A 17,825-nucleotide genomic window follows, 5' to 3' on the forward strand; every position below is an offset into this window, starting at 1 on the left:
ATTCATTGAAGAACTAGCTTCTTTGCTTGATGAACTTACACTTGATGTGTTCATTGAAGAACTAGCTTCTTTGCTTGATGAACTTACACTTGATGTGTTCACTGAAGAACTAGCTTCTTTATTTAATGAACTTACATTTATTGAAGAACTGCTATCAACTTGGTTGGCATCAACCGTCGAAAATGCACTTAATCCTAAAGTTATAAATGTCATTGAGGCAGCAACCCATAATTTACCTTTTTTATATAACTTTATTTTATTAACTTTATTTCCAAAATAGCTCTTACTTCTCATTAAAATTTCCTTTCTTTAAAAATTTATTTTTGACTCTCTACATCTATCTTTGTTAACACAGATTATATTAATCCTCCAAAAGTTTTTTTACAATTTATATCCTTTTTTTCTGATTAACCTTTAATGTTTTTTAACTTTTAATCGGATAAGCAAATTAAATCAAGTACATTTTTTAATTTAAAAAAAATTATTATAACGTTTATTCGTCAATAAATATTATGCATTAAAAAAATAATTATTGCGTAACATTCTCTTGTGACTGATTTCTTTGGCTTTGATTATTAGCTTTTTGGGAGGTTGTAATTTGGCTCGACTGTTGATTATTATCATTTTGGTTTTGAATTGAACTTTGATTTTCTTGTCCCGAAACCGTAATTTGAACGTTAATTGAGCTTGGGCTAACTGCAATAATCCCATTTTGAATAGTATCGATTGGAACCGTCTTCGTTGTACTTGATGTCACCCCACTGACAGGAACAGCAACATTCAAACTTTGTAACCGACTCAATGCTTGTTTTGTCCCCGTTACTGTAACAGTCTTCGTATTCGTTGATAGACTATAATTTTTGGTGTTATCGCCGCCACCGCTAGCAACTAAATGCACATTGACTTTCTTGGTTGTTGTTGCCGCATAAATTGGAACAGTTGCCTTAACCGTTGTCGGTTCAATTATGACGTTTAACGGCTTGCCGTTTTCATCAAGCGCTTGAAGCGTTACATTTTGCGTAACAGAATGTTGAATTCCCTCCGGTAAACTAACATTTGCGACCACGTTTGTTACCGCGTTAATCGAACTGCGGGAACCAATCACCTTCGCCCGTGAATAGTTACTAGATGCAATTCCGGCAGCATAGCCGTTGCCAATCAAGGTTGAGTCAAAGCGAACTTGAATTGGAAAGGTCGCCGTTGCTTTCTTACTGATCGTGACTGTTACTTTTTCAGGTTGAACGTTTGCGCTCAATTCGTGACTAACGCCCGAAACTTTTAACTTAACGGTGTGTTTCCCGGGTTTCAAGCCTTCCAAGTCAGCATATGCCTGAAAGTTTTTAGTATTTTCTGCAGTTTGAACCAGCGCTGCTGGACCATTGATCTTCACTTTTACGTTTTCAGGATAGCCCTCAACAAAGTACTTGGAACTTACATTAACTTTTAACGGCACCGTAACTGTTGCTGATTTTTGGGTCGACAAAGTTGCCTTATTGGTTGCTCCATTAGTATTTGCTCCCGTATCAGTAGTTACATACCCAAAGAGAAAACATGCAAAAATCAAGGAAATAATGGAATATACAAATTTAGTGTTTGACAATTTACTGAATTTCAATGTTTCCGCCCCCTCTTATGAGCTGCATGACCTACCGCATGGCTGTTCCGATTTACTTTACGGGCTTTCATCTTATTGAAAAGCCGGACAAAAACATTCTTTTGCGTCTTCTCTTCTGTCGGAACTAATTCATTATGTAACAATTTTAAGTAATCTTGCCGGGTCAGGTTTCGAATCAACTCGTTGTTTTTGGTGATTGTAACCGCTCCAGTTTCTTCAGAAATAACGATCGTTAACGCATCCGTAACTTCACTGATTCCGACAGCAGCCCGGTGTCGGGTCCCTAATTCCTTAGGGATCAAATTACTTTCTGAAAGTGGCAAATAGGCAGCCGCAACTGCAATCCGATTGTTCTTAATGATTACCGCACCATCATGCAACGGTGTATTCGGAATGAAGATATTGATTAACAATTCACCGCTGACATCCGCATCCAACGGAATTCCCGTTTCAATGTAATCTTCAAGCCCCGTATTCATTTCAATCGTCATTAAAGCCCCGATCCGTCGTTTTGACATATATTGAATCGCTTTATCAAGCGCTTGAATCATCTTTTCTTGAGCTTCATTTTGTTTCTTTTTATTATTAAAGAACAGTGAACCGCGTCCAAGATGCTCGAGGCCGCGCCGAATTTCCGGTTGGAAAATTACGATGATCGCAATAATTCCCCAATTAATAATTTGGTCTGTAATCCACGAAACCGTTCGAAGTCCTAAATACCAACTGATCAATTTAATAACGATGATCACTAAAACGCCTTTGAAAAGTTGAACCGCCTTTGTCCCACGTAAAAGCATCATCAATTTGTAAATTGCATACCAAACAACGCCAATATCCAACAAGTTAATAAAGTGTTGCCAGGTAAAAATACTGCTTAAGAATCCCATTTTGTCCTCCTCGTTCAGCGTATATACTATAATTGTATCATGAAAATAATTTTAAGAAACCGCAATAAACAGTTAATTTTTATTAACTATTCATTAAATTGATTTTTTTACCTGCAAAGCAATTCCAAAATTGGTACAATGATAATAATACTTTTTGAACTTTCTTCGATCCGAGGTGTTTTCAATGAATAAAAAAGTTCAATGGATCGTACGGCTGCTGTTTATCTTCTACATGCTGTACATTGGCGGTGTAATTGCATCAGGCAAAGCATTATACAATTTCCTGTTGCTAAATACTTTTCTGGCATACATTCCGATTGAAATTGGAATGCACATCAATGAAAAACAGCCCCGCTGGTTGTTCGTCATTCTTTTTATTTTATGGCTGCTATTTTATCCAAATGCCCCATACGTTTTAACCGACCTTTTTCACTTAGCAAAAATCAATCCTTACAATACAGTTACTGGATTGATGGTCTTCAAGCTGCGCATTTGGTGGCACTATGGTAACTTAGTATTCAGCGCTTTGATGTCAAGTCTTTTTGGCGTTTGGAGTCTCTCATGTGTCAGCAAGGTGATCGCTAAGCGGCTCAAAAAGAACAGTCCGTTTTTTGAAATTTCGATCGTTGGAATCTTAATCCTTGCTTCTTCGATTGGAGTTTACATTGGCCGGTTCTTACGGCTTCACACCGTTTACCTGTTCATGGATCCGCACAGCGTGATCAATGACCTAATTCAAATGTGGAATATTCGCATGCTAGTCTTTGTCATTTTAATTGCCGTCTTCCAAACATTGATTTGGTTGACCATGAACATTTACCGCTCAACGTTTAACAAATTTGAGGAATAAAAATAAGCTGTGATGTAAAATCACAGCTTATTTTTTAATCACGGTGTTTTCCATTCTTGTCTAATAATCCCTTACCTAACTTTTCAGAACCCAATTCGGTAAAGTCATAGTGAAGTTTTGCATTGTCGTTAAATTCGTCAATTGCGAGTTGAATCAACTTATCAATTAAATCTGAATAACTGATTCCTGAAACTTCCCATAATTGAGGGTAAAGTGAAATGTTGGTAAAACCTGGTAAAGTATTTACTTCACCTAAGTATGGAACATCATTTTCATCAACTAAGAAGTCCATCCGGGCTAAACCACGATTGTCCAAAGCTTTAAATGCCTTAACTGACATTTCTTGAATTTCCTTTGTTAATTTTTCTGGTAAATCAACCGGAATCTTGAAGACGACACCTGAAGCATCAACGAACTTGTTGTTATAGTCATAAAATTCATCTCCGTTGACATCAACCGCTCCAAGCTTTGAATACTTCGGATCGCGGTTTCCAAGAACTGAACATTCAACTTCACGTGGATTCTTGATTGCTTCTTCGACCATTACCTTGTAGTCATAGCGAAAAGCTTCTTGAATTGCATCGTTATATTCTTGTTCGGTCTTAACCTTATTGATTCCCACTGAGGAACCTTGACGAGCAGGTTTAACAAACATAACGTCGCCCAATTCTTCCTTGGCTTTACTGTATGGATGTTCATCAACCGTTTCAGGTGTAACAACAAAGTACTTTGTATTCCGAACCCCATGCAACGTTAATAATTGCTTGGTTAAATCCTTATCAAATGAATTAGCTGATGAAGCAATTCCACTCCCGATCCATGGTTTGTTCAACAACCGGAAAAGACCTTGAACCGTTCCATCTTCACCCATGTTCCCATGGATTACGGGATAGAAGACGTCAACATCCTTCACTTCTGATAAGTTTTGGATGTTTGCTAACGGGTTTGAAAAGTCAACGTCCTTTGTTGCTTCTGCAACCACTTCATCCTCTGGTTCGCCGTTAAAAATCCGAAGAGAGTCTTTGTTACCAAGTAAGAAACCTTGTTTCGTAAACATGAAGACTGAAACTTCATATTTATCTTTGTCTAAAGCGTCATAAATGTTGTGAGCTGAACGCTTTGAAACGTCATGTTCAGATGAGTTTCCGCCAAAGAATAATGCAATATGTAATTTCTTTTTGCTATCCATTTACTTAATCACCTTTTGTTTAGAATTTTGTTCGTACATAACTTGAAACCTAAGTATAGCATAATTTATTATCATCTGCATCCAATTACCCTTAAAAAAGACGAATTTCAGCAAGCCGTTTGTGCCGTTTGCTTTTCTTCAGAAATTCTTCGCGTGATTTTGTCATTGTCGCTTCAAAACGATGAAGACTATCAATGTCCCATAATGGCATTGCCCGTTTTTTTCGGATAAATTCCTGATTTCCGATTGCCTGTTCGATTTTCATGACATCGTCGATTTTCGGGCATTGACTGTGGTCAAGCATTCCGACTGGCCGTCCCTGTTTGAATGCATGTTGCAAAGCGGACTCTGTCTTCCCGTTTTGGTCGGTTTCAACAACCACTAAACCGTCAGCAAGGCCGCTTTCCCATTCATCACGGGCTGCCAAAAATTGCCGTCGAACGATTGCTCCGAGACTGTAAGTCGACATTAATGCACCACCGTTATCGATGATTTCTTGAGCAAAATCCTTATTTTCTTTTGGGTAAATCGGTTGTTCCAAACTATGACCTAAAATCGCAACCGTCGTTCCACCAGCCTTTAATGCGCCGGTATGAGCTGCAGTGTTCGTTCCGACAGATAATCCGCTAACGACAGTTAATCCGTCTTTTGCAAATTGGTATGCCATCCGTTCTGCCATTTTATATCCTAATTCAGTTGGTCGCCGCGTTCCAATAAATCCCACTGACGGTCCTTGAAGAGCCTTAACGTTCCCCTTGACGTAAATGATTAACGGATAATGATTCAAGCTCCGCAGATTGTCTGGATAATCTGCATCCTGATAGTTTAAAATTTGAATTCCGTAACTGCGAGTCTTTTCCATTAATTCACGGGCATCTGCAAGCATGCTTTTCCATTTCTGATAATCCAGAGCTCCCTCATTAATGCGCCGGTTGATCGTTGAATTACGGTGCATGTTACGGAAGTTTTCCAAGATTAATCGCGGCTTAACGGTGTCAAAAAATTTCAGCACCGTCTTTGGACCAACACCCTTAATCATTTGCAAAGCTAAAATTAATTCTGTAAGTTGATCGCTATCCATTTTAATTCCTCTTATTCCATAAATTACTATCTTTAAGTATAAAGGTTATTAAACTATTTTAGAAATTAAACGCACTAAAAAAGGTTGCGCATCAATCGCAACCCCTTTGTTTAACTAAAATCTGAATTATTACTAAACATATAGCTCTTATGATGGTATCGCATTGACATAATCAAACCAATTCCAATCATATTCCCAATCAACGATGAACCCCCTTGACTAATAAATGGTAATGGAATCCCCGTCAATGGAAGTAATCCGATACTCATTCCAATGTTTTCAAAAACGTGGAATAAAATCATCATGATAACTCCGGTTGAAATGTATGCGTAAAATTCATTCCGGGTTTCAAATGTTACTTGAACCATTTGGAAAATCAACAGCAGGTAGATGAAAATCAAGACACACCCACCTATAAAGCCAAAGTTCTCCCCGATAACAGAAAAAATCATATCAGATTCCCGAACAGGAACGTAAACATTTGAAACGTTGAACCCTTTTCCAAATAATTGACCAGAACCAATGGCTTCAATACTCCGCCATAACTGGTAACTTGAACCGGTTGTATTATTTTCAGGATGCAACCAAGCATCGATTCGTTGGAATTGGTAATTTTGGAATCCTAAATGTAACAGCACTCCCCGGTTAAAAACCGCAAAGTAAATTGCAATTGCCCCAATAATGAAGAAGACCCCAAAGATTGGAACAATGATGCGCCACGAAATTCCGGAAATTAAAACCATTCCGCCGAAAATTGCTAAGAAAACTAAAGTCGTTCCAAAGTCATTTTGAAGTTTTAACAAAATAACGATTGGCAACGTCCAGAGAAACATTTTACCAAGCAATTTCCAATCCGTTTCAATTGTATGTTCAGGATATAAGGAATTATGCTCGGCTATTACCCGCGCTAACATCAGAATATACGCGGGTTTCATCACTTCTGATGGCTGGAAAGTTAATGGCCCGATTGCAAACCAGCTTTTCGCTCCTGTTTGAGCCGCATACGAACGACTATATAGGAAAAGCAACAGAAACATTAGTGTAATCCCAATGCCGTAAGCAATCGGGGCCACTTTCCACAACTGCTCGGCGTCAAACTGCATAATGATCACGACCGCAATGATTCCGAAAGCATACCACATCGCCTGTGATAACAATGTCTTAGTTACACTCGCATTACTTGTGTCATGCTTAACGGCAACGTAAATCGAAAGCATCCCGATCACGGCTAAAACAAGAACTGAGAAGATAATACCCCAGTCGATCCGATCATCATTACTTTTTACCCGCCGGTTATTTTTAGTATTACCCAATTTTAAAGCTCCTTTGCGTAATCATCCTATGAGTGTAAATGGTAATGACTGATCAAAATATTAACGGCTTCTGAATGGCTTTTCACACTGAACTTTTCACCGTCCGGAAGACTGGCTGTAAACTTATCATCTTCAGGTTCGACCGTTCCTAAAGACTTTTCACCTAATTTTAATTCAGCAACCGTTACCCCATTGATTACCTTTTCATCCTCAACTAGTTCAATTGTTTTCGTCTTCTTTGACACACGCTTACCTCCTTAAAGTTATTTGTTTAAATGTTCTTCGTTATAAAAGAAATTTTCATTGGGATCATTTTTCCAGCTTTCATTTCGATGCAAGCTGAAATGATCTGGAACAGGATCATATCCACCTTTCACAAACGGATTACACCGTAAAATGCGCGCCGCAGCCATCAAACTCCCCCTGAAGGCCCCAAATCTTTGGATCGCCTGTAGGGCGTAATTTGAACATGTCGGGTAATACCGACAACTTGGTGGAAATAACGGTGAAACAAATCGTTGGTACTGATGAATGATCCACGTAAAAATGCGCTTAAACATTTCGATTATCTCTTTTGATTTTCGCTGCCAAGAATCTTTTCAAGTAAAATTCCAGTTCCGACAGCAACATCATCTAATGGTGTATCTGAAATGTTAACTGGAATATTTAAATTATCCATCAGTAATTGATCCATGCCGTCAAGCAATGCGCCACCACCCGTCATCATAATTCCATGATCGATGATATCAGCTGCAAGTTCAGGTGGAATTACTCCTAAAACATCCTTTGCCGCTTCAACAACATTCATCATCGTTTCATTCAACGTTGGTTCAACATCGTCAGATTTCAAGGTAATTGTCCGTGGCAATCCTGAAATGGTATCCCGACCGCGAACATCGATTTCTTCGTTGCGATGTCCTGGAACAACCGTCCCGATTTCAATCTTCACTTTTTCAGCGGTCCGTTCACCGATTTGTAAATTATATTTCTTCTTTACAAAGTTCAAAATATCCATGTTCAACCGATCACCGGCAATCTTCAATGACCGACTGGCAACAATGTCACCCAATGAAAGGAACGCAATATCGCTTGTTCCCCCACCAATATCGATAACCATGTTTCCAAACGGTTTGAAAATGTCTAAACCGGCCCCAACAGCTGAAACTTTCGGTTCAAGTTCCAAGTAAACCTGACCGCCGCCAATTTTTTCAGCAACTTGGCGAATTGCTTTATGTTCAACGTCCGTTGTATTCGTTGGACAGCAGATCATGATATTTGGTTTTGACATAAACCCTTTTACATTTAGCTTCTTGATGAAGTATGAAAGCATTTGTTCCGTAATATCAAAGTCTGCAATCACCCCGTCCTTCAACGGTCGAATTGCCCGGATACTCCCTGGTGTCCGGCCAACCATTTGATAGGCTTCTGACCCAACAGCCAAAACCTTATTTGATTTTGAATTGACAGCTACTACTGAAGGTTCATTTAACACAATTCCTTCACCTTGGATATTAATCAGCACATTGGCTGTACCCAAGTCAATCCCAATGTCTTTTGCCATAGCAATTCTCCTTTAATAATCATTACTCAAAATTAAGGATATATCTTGATTATTATACCATAGAATCATTTTTGAATTCACGTAAAATCAAGATAATTGTTAGTACCAAAAAAGGGACCGTATCAAAATTCAGCCCCTTATGATTCGTAATTTGATTAATTTTTAACTTCGCTGTTAATCTTCATTTCGTTTCCGGTAATATCATTGACTCGTTTGATCTCAGCGCCTAATGAAGCAAGCTTTTGGTTAAAGTGCCAGTATCCACGATCAAGATATTCCAAATGAGTTACTTGCGTAATACCCTTGGCAATTAATCCGGCAAGAATTAACGCCGCAGCGGCCCGTAAGTCCGTCGCAGCGACTTCAGAACCGCTAAAATTCGTTGGTCCATTCAAAACAGCTGCGTTACCTTCAACCTTAAAGTCGGCATTCATCCGCCGAAGTTCTTCAAGGTGCATGAATCGGTTCTCGAAAACGGTTTCCGTCAACGTGCTTGTCCCATCAGCTGCTAATTGAGCAACGCTGATTTGCGGCTGCATATCGGTTGGAAAACCTGGATGCGGCATTGTCTTCACATCTGCTGGTTTAAGTTTTTCCGGTCCAATTACCCGAATACCGTCATCTTCCCGAATTACTTGTGCACCCATTTCTTCAAGTTTAGAAATCAATGGTTTGTTATGTTCTTCAACGGCGTCTTTGATCAAAACATTTCCATTGGTGATTGCCGCAGCAACCATGAACGTTCCAGCTTCGATCCGATCTTGGACAACCGTGTGTTCAACCCCATGAAGATGGTCAACCCCAACAACCTTGATGGTTTCTGTTCCTGCACCTGTTACATGAGCTCCCATCTTATTTAAAAAGTTAGCAAGATCAACGATTTCAGGTTCCCGCGCAACATTTTCAATAATTGTTGTTCCCTTTGCTAAGGTTGCGGCCATCATAATATTTTGGGTTGCACCAACGCTTGGAAAGTCAAGATAAATATTGGCACCTTTCAAACCATCTGTCATTGCTTCAATATAGCCATCATTTCGAATAATCTTGGCTCCCAGCGCCTCTAACCCCTTTAAGTGTAGATCAATTGGTCGGGAACCAATTGCACATCCGCCGGGCATTGCAACCTTTGCATGTTTAACTCGGGCCAAAAGCGGGCCTAAAACAACGATCGATGCTCGCATCTTTGAAACATACTTAAATGGTGCTTCATAAGATAATTCATTAGTTGCATCAACCGTAATTTCTTTTTGATCTTCATCAAATCCAACTTTAACATTTAAAAAGCGGATCACATTATTCATTGTAAATACGTCTGATAAAATCGGGACGTTATGTAAAACAGTGCGGCCTTCAGTCGAAAGAATCGATGCAGCTAAAATTGGTAAAACCGCATTTTTTGCTCCTTCAATTTCAACCATTCCATTTAACTTGTTTCCGCCGCGAACAATAATTTTTTCCAAGTCGAATCCTCCATTACAATAGATATCCTAAATTTCGTACACTATCGATGAAGTTTAGGAAAAACTGACTCACTAAGAAGCCTAGAGCCGTTGAAACCAAAATAAGAAACAACCGGAAAGTTCGTTGCCGTTCCTTATTAACATAGTAATCCAAGCGTAAATCGCGCAAGATCTTAAATGTGATCAGGATAAAAGTAAAGTTGCTGATGATCGTCAGTAACGCGTTCAATCCAATTTGTCTCATTAACTCTTCACCTCTCAGTTTGCAATTATAATATCATAATTGTCTTTTTGATAACAATATTAATGATAAGTATATCTTGCATATCTAATTAATATACACCCTTTTATATCAAATAACATTAATTTTTAAATTAACTTAATATTCATTTTTAAATAAAAAAAGAGATCATGGAAAACCATAACCTCTTTTCTCTATCAAAGACTAAATTTCACTAGTGACCTGAAATCTTAATCCGATTTAAAGCCCGTTTTAATGAAATTTCAGCCCGTTTTAATTCTTTGGCGTCATGTTCATTCTGTGCTTTTTCGATTCGTTCTTTAGCCCGATCGCGTGCACGTTCTGCCCGTGATGCATCAATATTTTCTTTTCTTTCAGCTGCTGAAGCAACAATTGAAAGGACGTTATTTGAAAATTCTAAGAATCCACCGCCAATGGCAATTTCATCGTATTGATCTTCTCCAGTTTTAACCCGTACCTCATCGATTGCCAATGAAGCTAAAACAGGAGTATGGTTCGGCATGATTCCAAGTTCACCTTCGCCAGTCTTACAAATTGCTAAAGTGGTCTTTTTTTCATAAACTTCACCATCTGGAGTTACAACAGACACTGTTAATTCAGGTTTGTCACTCATTTGACGTTCCCTCCTTAAGCATTAGCTGCCAATTTCTTAGCTTTCTTTACAACATCTTCAATTGGACCAACGTTCCGGAATGCTTCTTCTGGAAGATCATCATACTTACCTTCAAGGATTTCCTTGAACCCTTGAACGGTCTGTTCAACTGTTACATATGATCCTGGGAAACCATTGAATTTTTCGGCAACGTGGAAGTTTTGTGATAAGAACAATTGGATCCGCCGTGCGCGTGCAACGGTCAACTTTTCATCGTCAGATAATTCATCCATCCCAAGGATTGAGATGATATCTTGTAATTCACGGTAACGTTGTAATACGTGTTGAACTTCAGTTGCTACTTGGTAATGTTCGTCACCGACAACTTCTGGTGATAACGCACTTGAGGTTGAAGCAAGTGGGTCTACGGCTGGGTAGATTCCTTGTTGTGTCAATGAACGTTCCAAGTTAGTTGTGGCATCCAAGTGAGCGAAAGTTGTTGCTGGAGCAGGGTCAGTATAGTCATCGGCAGGAACATAAACCGCTTGAATTGAAGTAATTGAACCCTTCTTGGTTGAAGTGATCCGTTCCTGTAATTGACCCATTTCAGTAGCTAAGGTTGGTTGGTAACCTACGGCTGAAGGAATCCGTCCAAGCAAGGCTGAAACTTCTGAACCAGCCTGAGTGAACCGGAAAATGTTATCGATGAAGAGCAAAACGTCTTGTCCTTCAACGTCACGGAAGTATTCAGCAATTGTTAAACCAGTTAAAGCAACCCGCATCCGGGCACCAGGTGGTTCGTTCATTTGACCGAATACCATGGCTGTTTTATCTAAAACACCTGATTCCTTCATTTCAAAGTAAAGGTCGTTTCCTTCACGTGTCCGTTCACCAACACCAGTAAATACTGAGATCCCACTGTGTTCTTCAGCAATGTTATGAATTAATTCCTGAATTAAAACAGTCTTCCCAACACCGGCACCACCGAACAAACCAATCTTTCCACCTCTGATGTATGGAGCAAGCAAATCAATAACCTTGATCCCTGTTTCCAAAACTTCAGTCCCTGGATTCAATTGATCGTATGCTGGAGCATTGCGGTGAATTGGATCACGACGATGATCTTCACTAAATTTAGGACCGTTATCGATTGTGTCACCTAAAACATTAAATACCCGTCCTAATGTATCTTTACCAACTGGGACAGAGATTGATGAACCAGTATCAATAACTTCTGCACCACGTTTTAATCCGTCAGTTGAATCCATCGCAACGGTTCTCATAACCCCGTCACCCAATTCAAGAGCAACTTCAAGAACCAATTCTGAACCATCTTCACGTTTTACGTGAAGCGCGTTGTCAATTTCAGGTAAAGATTCATTTAGAGGAAATTCAACGTCAACAACAGGTCCGATAACTTGTACTACTTTACCAGAACTCATTCGTAATTCCTCCTAATTTTATTCTAAGGCAGCTTGAGCACCTGTAATTTCAGTAATTTCAGTTGTAATTGCACTCTGCCGTGCACGGTTATATTGTAATTGCAAGCTTGAAATAATGTCATCTGCGTTATCTGAAGCAGATTTCATTGCAGTTGAACTTGAAGCATGTTCAGATGTCTTGGCATCCAAAATTGCACCGTATACTAAGCTTTCAGCGTATTGCGGCAAAACAACTTCCAAGATTGCATCTTGAGAAGGTTCGGCATCGTATGCTGGAGCTATTTGGCCTTCTTTGGCTTCTTCAAGTCCGTCATTTTCCAAATCACCAACGTTTTCAGCGGTAATTGGAAGCATTTGTTCAGCACGAAATTCTGACGTTAAGGTGTTTACGAAGTGGTTGTAGCAAACGTATAATTTGTCGAATGCTCCATTTGTAAACATCGTAACGATTGCTTGAACAATTGGTCGAACTTCTTTAAATTTTGGCACATCATTAACACCTTGATACTCGTATCCGATGTTAAATCCACGTTGTTTAAAGAAATCTGCACCAGTTGAACCGATTGCTAAGATCACAATATCATCTTTTTTGTTGTCAGCTTTGCTTACGTTATCAATCAACGTCATTGTTTGTTTCAATACCGTACTGTTGTAACTTCCAACCAAGCCCCGATCTGATGTGATCACAACGATTCCAACCTTCCTGACCGGACGTTGTTGCAACATCCCCAATGAGCTCATTGGATCGTCGCTCTTTTTTGATGAACTACTTACTGAAATGCTATCCAATAAGTGTGATTTAGCAAGGTGAGTGATTACACTCCGAATCTTGGCGGCATAGACTTGATAACTTGCTGTATGTCTTTGAATTTGATTCAATTTTACAGTTGATACCATTTGCATGGCATTTGTAATTTGTTGTGTTTTCTTGGTCGAATTGATCCGACGCTTAACACTTTGTAATGAACCAGCCATCAGCCTTCACCACCCTTTCTATTTGTTGCTTGCTTGGAAAGTATCAGCATAATCCTTGATTGCAGCATCAAGTTTTTCTGTATCTGGTAATTGACCAGTCTTCTTAATTTCGTCAAGCAAGTCTTTGTGATTATTGTCGAAGTAGTCAAACAATCCATCTTGGAACTTCATAATATCATCGATCATAATTGAGTCTAAGAAGCCGTGAGTCAATGCATAAAGGATCACAACTTGTTTTTCAACAGGAAGTGGTTTATGTAATGGTTGCTTCAAAACTTCAATTGTCCGACGCCCACGATTCAACTTAGCTTGGGTAGCTTCGTCCAAGTCTGAACCGAATTGAGTAAATGATTCCAATTCAGCATATGAAGCTAAGTCCAAACGCAGTGTCCCAGCAACTTTCTTCATGGCTTTGATCTGGGCGTCACCACCAACACGTGAAACCGAAGTTCCGGCATCGATAGCAGGACGAACACCAGCATAGAACTTATCACTGTCTAAGAAAATCTGTCCATCAGTGATCGAAATAACGTTAGTTGGAATGTATGCTGAAACGTCCCCAGCTTTTGTTTCAATGAATGGCAAAGCAGTCATTGATCCGCCACCAAGTTCGTCACTTAACTTAGCAGCCCGTTCAAGCAAACGTGAGTGTAGGTAGAAAACGTCACCTGGATAAGCTTCACGGCCAGGAGGTCTTCTCAAGATCAATGAAAGTTCACGGTAAGCATCAGCCTGCTTTGTTAAGTCATCATAAACGATCAAAACGTGTTTGCCGTTGAACATGAATTCTTCACCCATTGCGGCTCCGGCATATGGAGCGATGTAAAGCATTGGAGCAGGTTCTGAAGGACCAGCTGAAACAACAATCGTATAGTCCATTGCACCAAACTTGCGTAATGTTTCAACTTGTTCACGAACAGTTGATTCCTTCTGTCCAATCGCAACGTAGATACAAATCATATCTTGATCTTTTTGGTTCAAGATCGTATCGATTGCCAATGATGTCTTCCCAGTCTTCCGGTCACCGATAATCAATTCACGCTGTCCCCGACCAATCGGAACTAAAGCATCGATCGCTTTGATCCCCGTTTGAAGTGGTTCTGAAACAGATTGCCGTTCCATAACTCCTGGAGCTTTCCGTTCTACTGGACGTGTCTTATCGGTTTTAATTTCACCTAATCCATCAATTGGTTGTCCTAATGGGTTTACGACCCGACCAATTAATGCGTCCCCAACAGGAACTTCCATGATCCGGCCAGTCCGCTTAACGGTATCACCTTCGCGGATTCCTTTGTAATCACCCAAAACAACGATCCCAACATCTGTTGATTCCAAGTTTTGAGCCATTCCAAATACTCCATTTTGGAATTCTACCAATTCACCAGACAAGGCATTATCGAGACCGTTAGCACGAGCAATACCATCACCAACATAAGTAACAGTACCAACTTCATCAACAGATAATTCATCTTTATAATCTGCTAATTGTTTCTTAATAAGAGCACTGATTTCCTCAGCCTTAATGCTCATAAAAGTCTCACCTCTTTAACGTTTTAGTAACAGACGCTTGATCTTTTCAAGCTTCGTCTTAATTGAACCGTCATAAATATGACTTGCAGATTGCATGATAACCCCACCGATAATTGATGGATCAACCTTAGCATCCAAGATAACTTGGTTTGCGCCTTCAACCTCAGCAAATTTCTTTGCAAGGGTATCCTTTTGTTGATCATCTAATTCAACGGCTGTCCGTACAACGGCCCGAACAACTTTGCGTTCTTGATCATAAAGTCTGTTAAATTCATCAATGATTGCTTCTAAGTTACTGATCCGCCGGTAGTCGAATAACATGTTAAGCAGATTAGAAACCAATGTTGAAGCATTTGCAGTTAACGCAGAAAAAGTATCTTTCTTTGCTTTTTCATCGATTTGCGGACTTGTCATAAAGTTAACAAATCCGGGTTCTTGATTTAAAGCTGCTTTCAATTCATTTAATTCAGCTGCCGTTTCAGCAAGTGAATTTTGTTCTTGAGCAACTTCAAAAAGGGCATTGCCATAACGACGTGCAATTGTTGCATTATCTATTGCCATTTTGCTTTCCCAACCCTTCAATATATGAATCAACTAATTCCTTTTGACTTTCAGGTGTTAGTTCTTTTTGAATAATCTTCGAAGCAATTTCAATAGATAATTCAGCGACATCGTTCTTTACACTTGATAAAGCATCTTGCTTTTCTTGTTGAATATCTTTCTTGGCATTGGCCTTCATTGTTTTAACTTCTTCATTTGCAGCATTTACAATTGAAGCTTTTTGTTGTTCACCGTTTTGTTTTGCGCGATCAATGATTCCAGCAGCTTCTGTCCGTGAGTTTTCCAAAGCCGTTTGCCGTTTTGCAGCAAGATCTTCAGCTTCTTTCCGAGCCTTTTCAGCAGAATCAATATCGTTTGAAATCTTTGTTGCCCGTTTATCCATCATCTTTGTGACAGGCCCCCATGCAAAGTGCTTAACGATTAACAACATGATAATGAACATAATAAGGTAGAAAAGGAAATCTCCCCATTGTACCCCTGCATCACCAAGTAAAAATGTCGAATACATCTATTGACACCTCCTTCGTTTAAATATAACTTATGTTACCTTTTTACGAAGGTTATTTAGCAAATAACATGAATGCAATAACGATCGCAATAATCGGAACAGCTTCAATCAAGCCGACACCAATAAACATATTTGTTCGTAATTGACCACTCAATTCAGGTTGACGAGCCATTGATTCCAACATCTTTGAAATAACCATACCGTTACCTACACCAGTACCAATAGCAGCGAGTCCTGCAGCAATACCTGCACCTAATAATGCTAATCCTGTCATAATTATAATTCCTCCTTAAAATATTAAGCCTCTTTTTCGATCTTTTGTGAAATGTAAACCATCGCTAATGTTACAAAAACATAGGCTTGAATTGCCCCAATAAAAACAGAGAATCCTTGCCAAATCATTTCCAATGGAACAGCTGGTATAAAAGTTAAAACACCATGAGATTGCGCCATTTGAAAAACAAGTTTAAGCAATACTTCACCGGCATAAATATTACCATAGAGCCGAAGCGCAAGGGTAATAAAATTTGTAAATTGCTCTAACACCTTAATTGGAAATAGCACTGGCATTGGACTGAAAAATGAATTTTTAACATATCCTTTAAATCCAAAACGATTAATTCCTGCAATATGCGAAATAACAAGTACCATAAATGCCAATGTTAATGTTGTCATTGGTGAAGCAGTTGGACTCTTAATATATGTAACATCCCCAATTACGAATTGAATGATCAACCCTAACTGGTTAGCAACAAAAATAAATATGAAGAGTAAAAATGCAAGTAATCCATAATCACTCCCTTGTGCATCAGGAATCGCCGATTTAACAATTCCATTTGTAAAATCAACGATCCATTCGAGAATATTTTGTTTACCGGTTGGCTTCATCTGCAAATTGCGTGAAAGCCAAATTAAAACGGCACAAACAATAATTGCTGTAACCAGACCGGCAACACAGTTCCCGACATTAAATGAGAGCCCGAACAGCTTGACAATTTTACTTCCGTCATCAAACACCAAGTCTCACCTCTTTTCAATTGTAATAAGGTTGAAAACATTACGGTCGAACCATAAAATGATTTCGATCCAAAGATGGACAATCTCTGAATACAACTTTCATCATACCACCATTTTTATTAAATATAAAACCAATTTAAGAACGTAATACCGCCATTTAAGCGTATTTCAAAAATTTAATGTAACCGTTTTATAATGATGAAAAATCATAAAAAAATCGCGGTATAATCACATTTTGATTTTTTAAACATTCATTAATAAAATTTATAGATTAATTAAGTACTATAATATTCAGCTATTATTTTGTCCCAAAAAGTCGATCGCCGGCATCGCCTAATCCCGGAACAATATATCCATTTTCATTTAAATGATCGTCTAATGCAGCAGCATAAACATCAATATCAGGGTGTGCATCTCGTAAAGCTTTTACCCCTTCTGGTGCAGCTACCAGACAAACAAACCGAATTGATTTTGCTCCCCGCTTCTTTAATGCATCAACAGCTGCAATTGCGGATCCACCAGTTGCTAACATTGGATCTACAATGATCATTTCCCGTTTATCAAGGTGATCTGGCATCTTTACAAAGTATTCGTGCGGTTGAAGCGTTTCTTCATCACGATACATTCCAATATGCCCAACCTTTGCAGCCGGCAGTAATTCAAGAACACCATCAACCATTCCAAGCCCGGCCCGCAAAATTGGAACAACTACTACTTTTTTACCAGTCAACCGTTTTTCAACAGCTGTTGCAACCGGAGTTTCAACCTTTACATCTTCAAGCGGCATATCACGACAAACTTCGTAGACCATCAATTCGGCAATTTCATTGACAACTTCCCGAAATTCGCGAGTACCACAATTTTTATTTCGAATAATCGTTAATTTGTGTTGAATTAATGGGTGATCTAAAACTTCAAATTTTCCCATTTCAAACATCTCCTTTAATCTTTATTCAGTCCTATTTTATCGGATATTAAATAA

Annotated in this window: 21 protein-coding genes; 1 reads left to right on the forward strand and 20 read right to left on the reverse strand. The window is 39.0% G+C overall.

What is annotated here, in order from left to right:
* The 3 genes from FC64_RS07540 to cdaA all read right to left on the reverse strand — a co-directional run.
* On the reverse strand, positions 1 to 294 hold a 294-nt coding region (locus tag FC64_RS07540; protein ID WP_202987248.1), incomplete at its 3' end, for a KxYKxGKxW signal peptide domain-containing protein.
* 235 nt (positions 295 to 529) lie between these two features.
* On the reverse strand, positions 530 to 1,615 hold the full coding sequence (locus FC64_RS03165; protein WP_057906507.1) for a CdaR family protein: 1,086 nt from the start codon (positions 1,613 to 1,615) through the stop codon (positions 530 to 532).
* Complete coding sequence (cdaA, locus tag FC64_RS03170) at positions 1,612 to 2,502, reverse strand: diadenylate cyclase CdaA (RefSeq protein ID WP_081035626.1); 891 nt, start codon at positions 2,500 to 2,502, stop codon at positions 1,612 to 1,614. The genes FC64_RS03165 and cdaA overlap by 4 nt, the downstream gene beginning before the upstream one ends.
* A 184-nt stretch (positions 2,503 to 2,686) precedes the next feature.
* On the opposite strand from cdaA, the gene FC64_RS03175 reads away from it, so the two are divergent.
* Complete coding sequence (locus FC64_RS03175) at positions 2,687 to 3,352, forward strand: DUF1361 domain-containing protein (RefSeq protein ID WP_057906508.1); 666 nt, start codon at positions 2,687 to 2,689, stop codon at positions 3,350 to 3,352.
* A gap of 34 nt (positions 3,353 to 3,386) precedes the next feature.
* Here the strand turns inward: FC64_RS03175 and FC64_RS03180 are convergent, their stop codons facing one another.
* From FC64_RS03180 to upp, 17 genes are all read right to left on the reverse strand, one after another.
* Positions 3,387 to 4,541 (reverse strand): D-alanine--D-alanine ligase family protein, encoded by a 1,155-nt coding sequence (locus FC64_RS03180; RefSeq protein WP_057906509.1) that lies wholly within the window; start codon positions 4,539 to 4,541, stop codon positions 3,387 to 3,389.
* 91 nt (positions 4,542 to 4,632) lie between these two features.
* Complete coding sequence (locus FC64_RS03185; RefSeq protein ID WP_057906510.1) at positions 4,633 to 5,622, reverse strand: DNA-processing protein DprA; 990 nt, start codon at positions 5,620 to 5,622, stop codon at positions 4,633 to 4,635.
* Between the two features lie 110 nt (positions 5,623 to 5,732).
* Positions 5,733 to 6,935, reverse strand: coding sequence for an FtsW/RodA/SpoVE family cell cycle protein (locus FC64_RS03190; protein ID WP_057906511.1), 1,203 nt, complete (start codon positions 6,933 to 6,935; stop codon positions 5,733 to 5,735).
* Positions 6,936 to 6,961: 26 nt separating this feature from the next.
* Positions 6,962 to 7,180, reverse strand: coding sequence for a DUF2969 domain-containing protein (locus FC64_RS03195; RefSeq protein WP_057906512.1), 219 nt, complete (start codon positions 7,178 to 7,180; stop codon positions 6,962 to 6,964).
* Between the two features lie 18 nt (positions 7,181 to 7,198).
* Positions 7,199 to 7,495, reverse strand: coding sequence for a membrane protein insertion efficiency factor YidD (gene yidD, locus FC64_RS03200; protein ID WP_057906513.1), 297 nt, complete (start codon positions 7,493 to 7,495; stop codon positions 7,199 to 7,201).
* Between the two features lie 5 nt (positions 7,496 to 7,500).
* Positions 7,501 to 8,496 carry a rod shape-determining protein gene (mreB, locus tag FC64_RS03205; protein ID WP_057906514.1) on the reverse strand — a complete coding sequence of 332 codons (996 nt, stop codon included), beginning with the start codon at positions 8,494 to 8,496 and terminating at the stop codon, positions 7,501 to 7,503.
* A 155-nt stretch (positions 8,497 to 8,651) separates the two neighbouring features.
* Positions 8,652 to 9,956: a UDP-N-acetylglucosamine 1-carboxyvinyltransferase gene (murA, locus tag FC64_RS03210; RefSeq protein ID WP_057906515.1), complete on the reverse strand. Its 1,305-nt coding sequence runs from the start codon at positions 9,954 to 9,956 to the stop codon at positions 8,652 to 8,654.
* Between the two features lie 13 nt (positions 9,957 to 9,969).
* Positions 9,970 to 10,200 (reverse strand): DUF1146 family protein, encoded by a 231-nt coding sequence (locus FC64_RS03215; protein ID WP_057826859.1) that lies wholly within the window; start codon positions 10,198 to 10,200, stop codon positions 9,970 to 9,972.
* 211 nt (positions 10,201 to 10,411) lie between these two features.
* Positions 10,412 to 10,831: a F0F1 ATP synthase subunit epsilon gene (locus FC64_RS03220; protein WP_057906516.1), complete on the reverse strand. Its 420-nt coding sequence runs from the start codon at positions 10,829 to 10,831 to the stop codon at positions 10,412 to 10,414.
* A 14-nt stretch (positions 10,832 to 10,845) separates the two neighbouring features.
* Positions 10,846 to 12,252 (reverse strand): F0F1 ATP synthase subunit beta, encoded by a 1,407-nt coding sequence (gene atpD / locus FC64_RS03225; protein WP_057906517.1) that lies wholly within the window; start codon positions 12,250 to 12,252, stop codon positions 10,846 to 10,848.
* Between the two features lie 18 nt (positions 12,253 to 12,270).
* Complete coding sequence (locus FC64_RS03230; RefSeq protein ID WP_057906518.1) at positions 12,271 to 13,227, reverse strand: F0F1 ATP synthase subunit gamma; 957 nt, start codon at positions 13,225 to 13,227, stop codon at positions 12,271 to 12,273.
* 18 nt (positions 13,228 to 13,245) lie between these two features.
* Positions 13,246 to 14,757, reverse strand: a complete 1,512-nt coding sequence (gene atpA / locus FC64_RS03235) for a F0F1 ATP synthase subunit alpha (RefSeq protein ID WP_057906519.1) — start codon at positions 14,755 to 14,757, stop codon at positions 13,246 to 13,248.
* A gap of 15 nt (positions 14,758 to 14,772) precedes the next feature.
* Complete coding sequence (locus FC64_RS03240) at positions 14,773 to 15,318, reverse strand: F0F1 ATP synthase subunit delta (RefSeq protein WP_057906520.1); 546 nt, start codon at positions 15,316 to 15,318, stop codon at positions 14,773 to 14,775.
* Positions 15,305 to 15,826 carry a F0F1 ATP synthase subunit B gene (atpF, locus tag FC64_RS03245; protein WP_057906521.1) on the reverse strand — a complete coding sequence of 174 codons (522 nt, stop codon included), beginning with the start codon at positions 15,824 to 15,826 and terminating at the stop codon, positions 15,305 to 15,307. The genes FC64_RS03240 and atpF overlap by 14 nt, the downstream gene beginning before the upstream one ends.
* Before the next feature lie 52 nt (positions 15,827 to 15,878).
* Positions 15,879 to 16,100 carry a F0F1 ATP synthase subunit C gene (atpE, locus tag FC64_RS03250; RefSeq protein WP_057906522.1) on the reverse strand — a complete coding sequence of 74 codons (222 nt, stop codon included), beginning with the start codon at positions 16,098 to 16,100 and terminating at the stop codon, positions 15,879 to 15,881.
* 23 nt (positions 16,101 to 16,123) lie between these two features.
* A complete protein-coding gene (atpB, locus tag FC64_RS03255) occupies positions 16,124 to 16,843 on the reverse strand; it encodes a F0F1 ATP synthase subunit A (RefSeq protein ID WP_057906523.1) in 720 nt (239 codons plus the stop codon).
* Positions 16,844 to 17,141: 298 nt separating this feature from the next.
* On the reverse strand, positions 17,142 to 17,771 hold the full coding sequence (gene upp, locus FC64_RS03260; protein ID WP_057906524.1) for a uracil phosphoribosyltransferase: 630 nt from the start codon (positions 17,769 to 17,771) through the stop codon (positions 17,142 to 17,144).
* Positions 17,772 to 17,825 lie beyond the last annotated feature (54 nt).

The organism is Ligilactobacillus araffinosus DSM 20653 (genome assembly GCF_001435375.1).
GTDB classification, from domain to species: domain Bacteria; phylum Bacillota; class Bacilli; order Lactobacillales; family Lactobacillaceae; genus Ligilactobacillus; species Ligilactobacillus araffinosus.

What these genes read in the sequence shown, in the direction of transcription:
- cdaA (WP_081035626.1), bottom strand. Translation starts at nt 2,502, where the DNA reads ATGGGATTCTTAAGCAGTATTTTTACCTGGCAACACTTTATTAACTTG.
- FC64_RS03175 (WP_057906508.1), top strand. Translation starts at nt 2,687, where the DNA reads ATGAATAAAAAAGTTCAATGGATCGTACGGCTGCTGTTTATCTTCTAC.
- FC64_RS03180 (WP_057906509.1), bottom strand. Translation starts at nt 4,541, where the DNA reads ATGGATAGCAAAAAGAAATTACATATTGCATTATTCTTTGGCGGAAAC.
- FC64_RS03185 (WP_057906510.1), bottom strand. Translation starts at nt 5,622, where the DNA reads ATGGATAGCGATCAACTTACAGAATTAATTTTAGCTTTGCAAATGATT.
- yidD (WP_057906513.1), bottom strand. Translation starts at nt 7,495, where the DNA reads ATGTTTAAGCGCATTTTTACGTGGATCATTCATCAGTACCAACGATTT.
- mreB (WP_057906514.1), bottom strand. Translation starts at nt 8,496, where the DNA reads ATGGCAAAAGACATTGGGATTGACTTGGGTACAGCCAATGTGCTGATT.
- FC64_RS03215 (WP_057826859.1), bottom strand. Translation starts at nt 10,200, where the DNA reads ATGAGACAAATTGGATTGAACGCGTTACTGACGATCATCAGCAACTTT.
- FC64_RS03220 (WP_057906516.1), bottom strand. Translation starts at nt 10,831, where the DNA reads ATGAGTGACAAACCTGAATTAACAGTGTCTGTTGTAACTCCAGATGGT.
- atpD (WP_057906517.1), bottom strand. Translation starts at nt 12,252, where the DNA reads ATGAGTTCTGGTAAAGTAGTACAAGTTATCGGACCTGTTGTTGACGTT.
- FC64_RS03230 (WP_057906518.1), bottom strand. Translation starts at nt 13,227, where the DNA reads ATGGCTGGTTCATTACAAAGTGTTAAGCGTCGGATCAATTCGACCAAG.
- atpA (WP_057906519.1), bottom strand. Translation starts at nt 14,757, where the DNA reads ATGAGCATTAAGGCTGAGGAAATCAGTGCTCTTATTAAGAAACAATTA.
- FC64_RS03240 (WP_057906520.1), bottom strand. Translation starts at nt 15,318, where the DNA reads ATGGCAATAGATAATGCAACAATTGCACGTCGTTATGGCAATGCCCTT.
- atpF (WP_057906521.1), bottom strand. Translation starts at nt 15,826, where the DNA reads ATGTATTCGACATTTTTACTTGGTGATGCAGGGGTACAATGGGGAGAT.
- atpE (WP_057906522.1), bottom strand. Translation starts at nt 16,100, where the DNA reads ATGACAGGATTAGCATTATTAGGTGCAGGTATTGCTGCAGGACTCGCT.
- upp (WP_057906524.1), bottom strand. Translation starts at nt 17,771, where the DNA reads ATGGGAAAATTTGAAGTTTTAGATCACCCATTAATTCAACACAAATTA.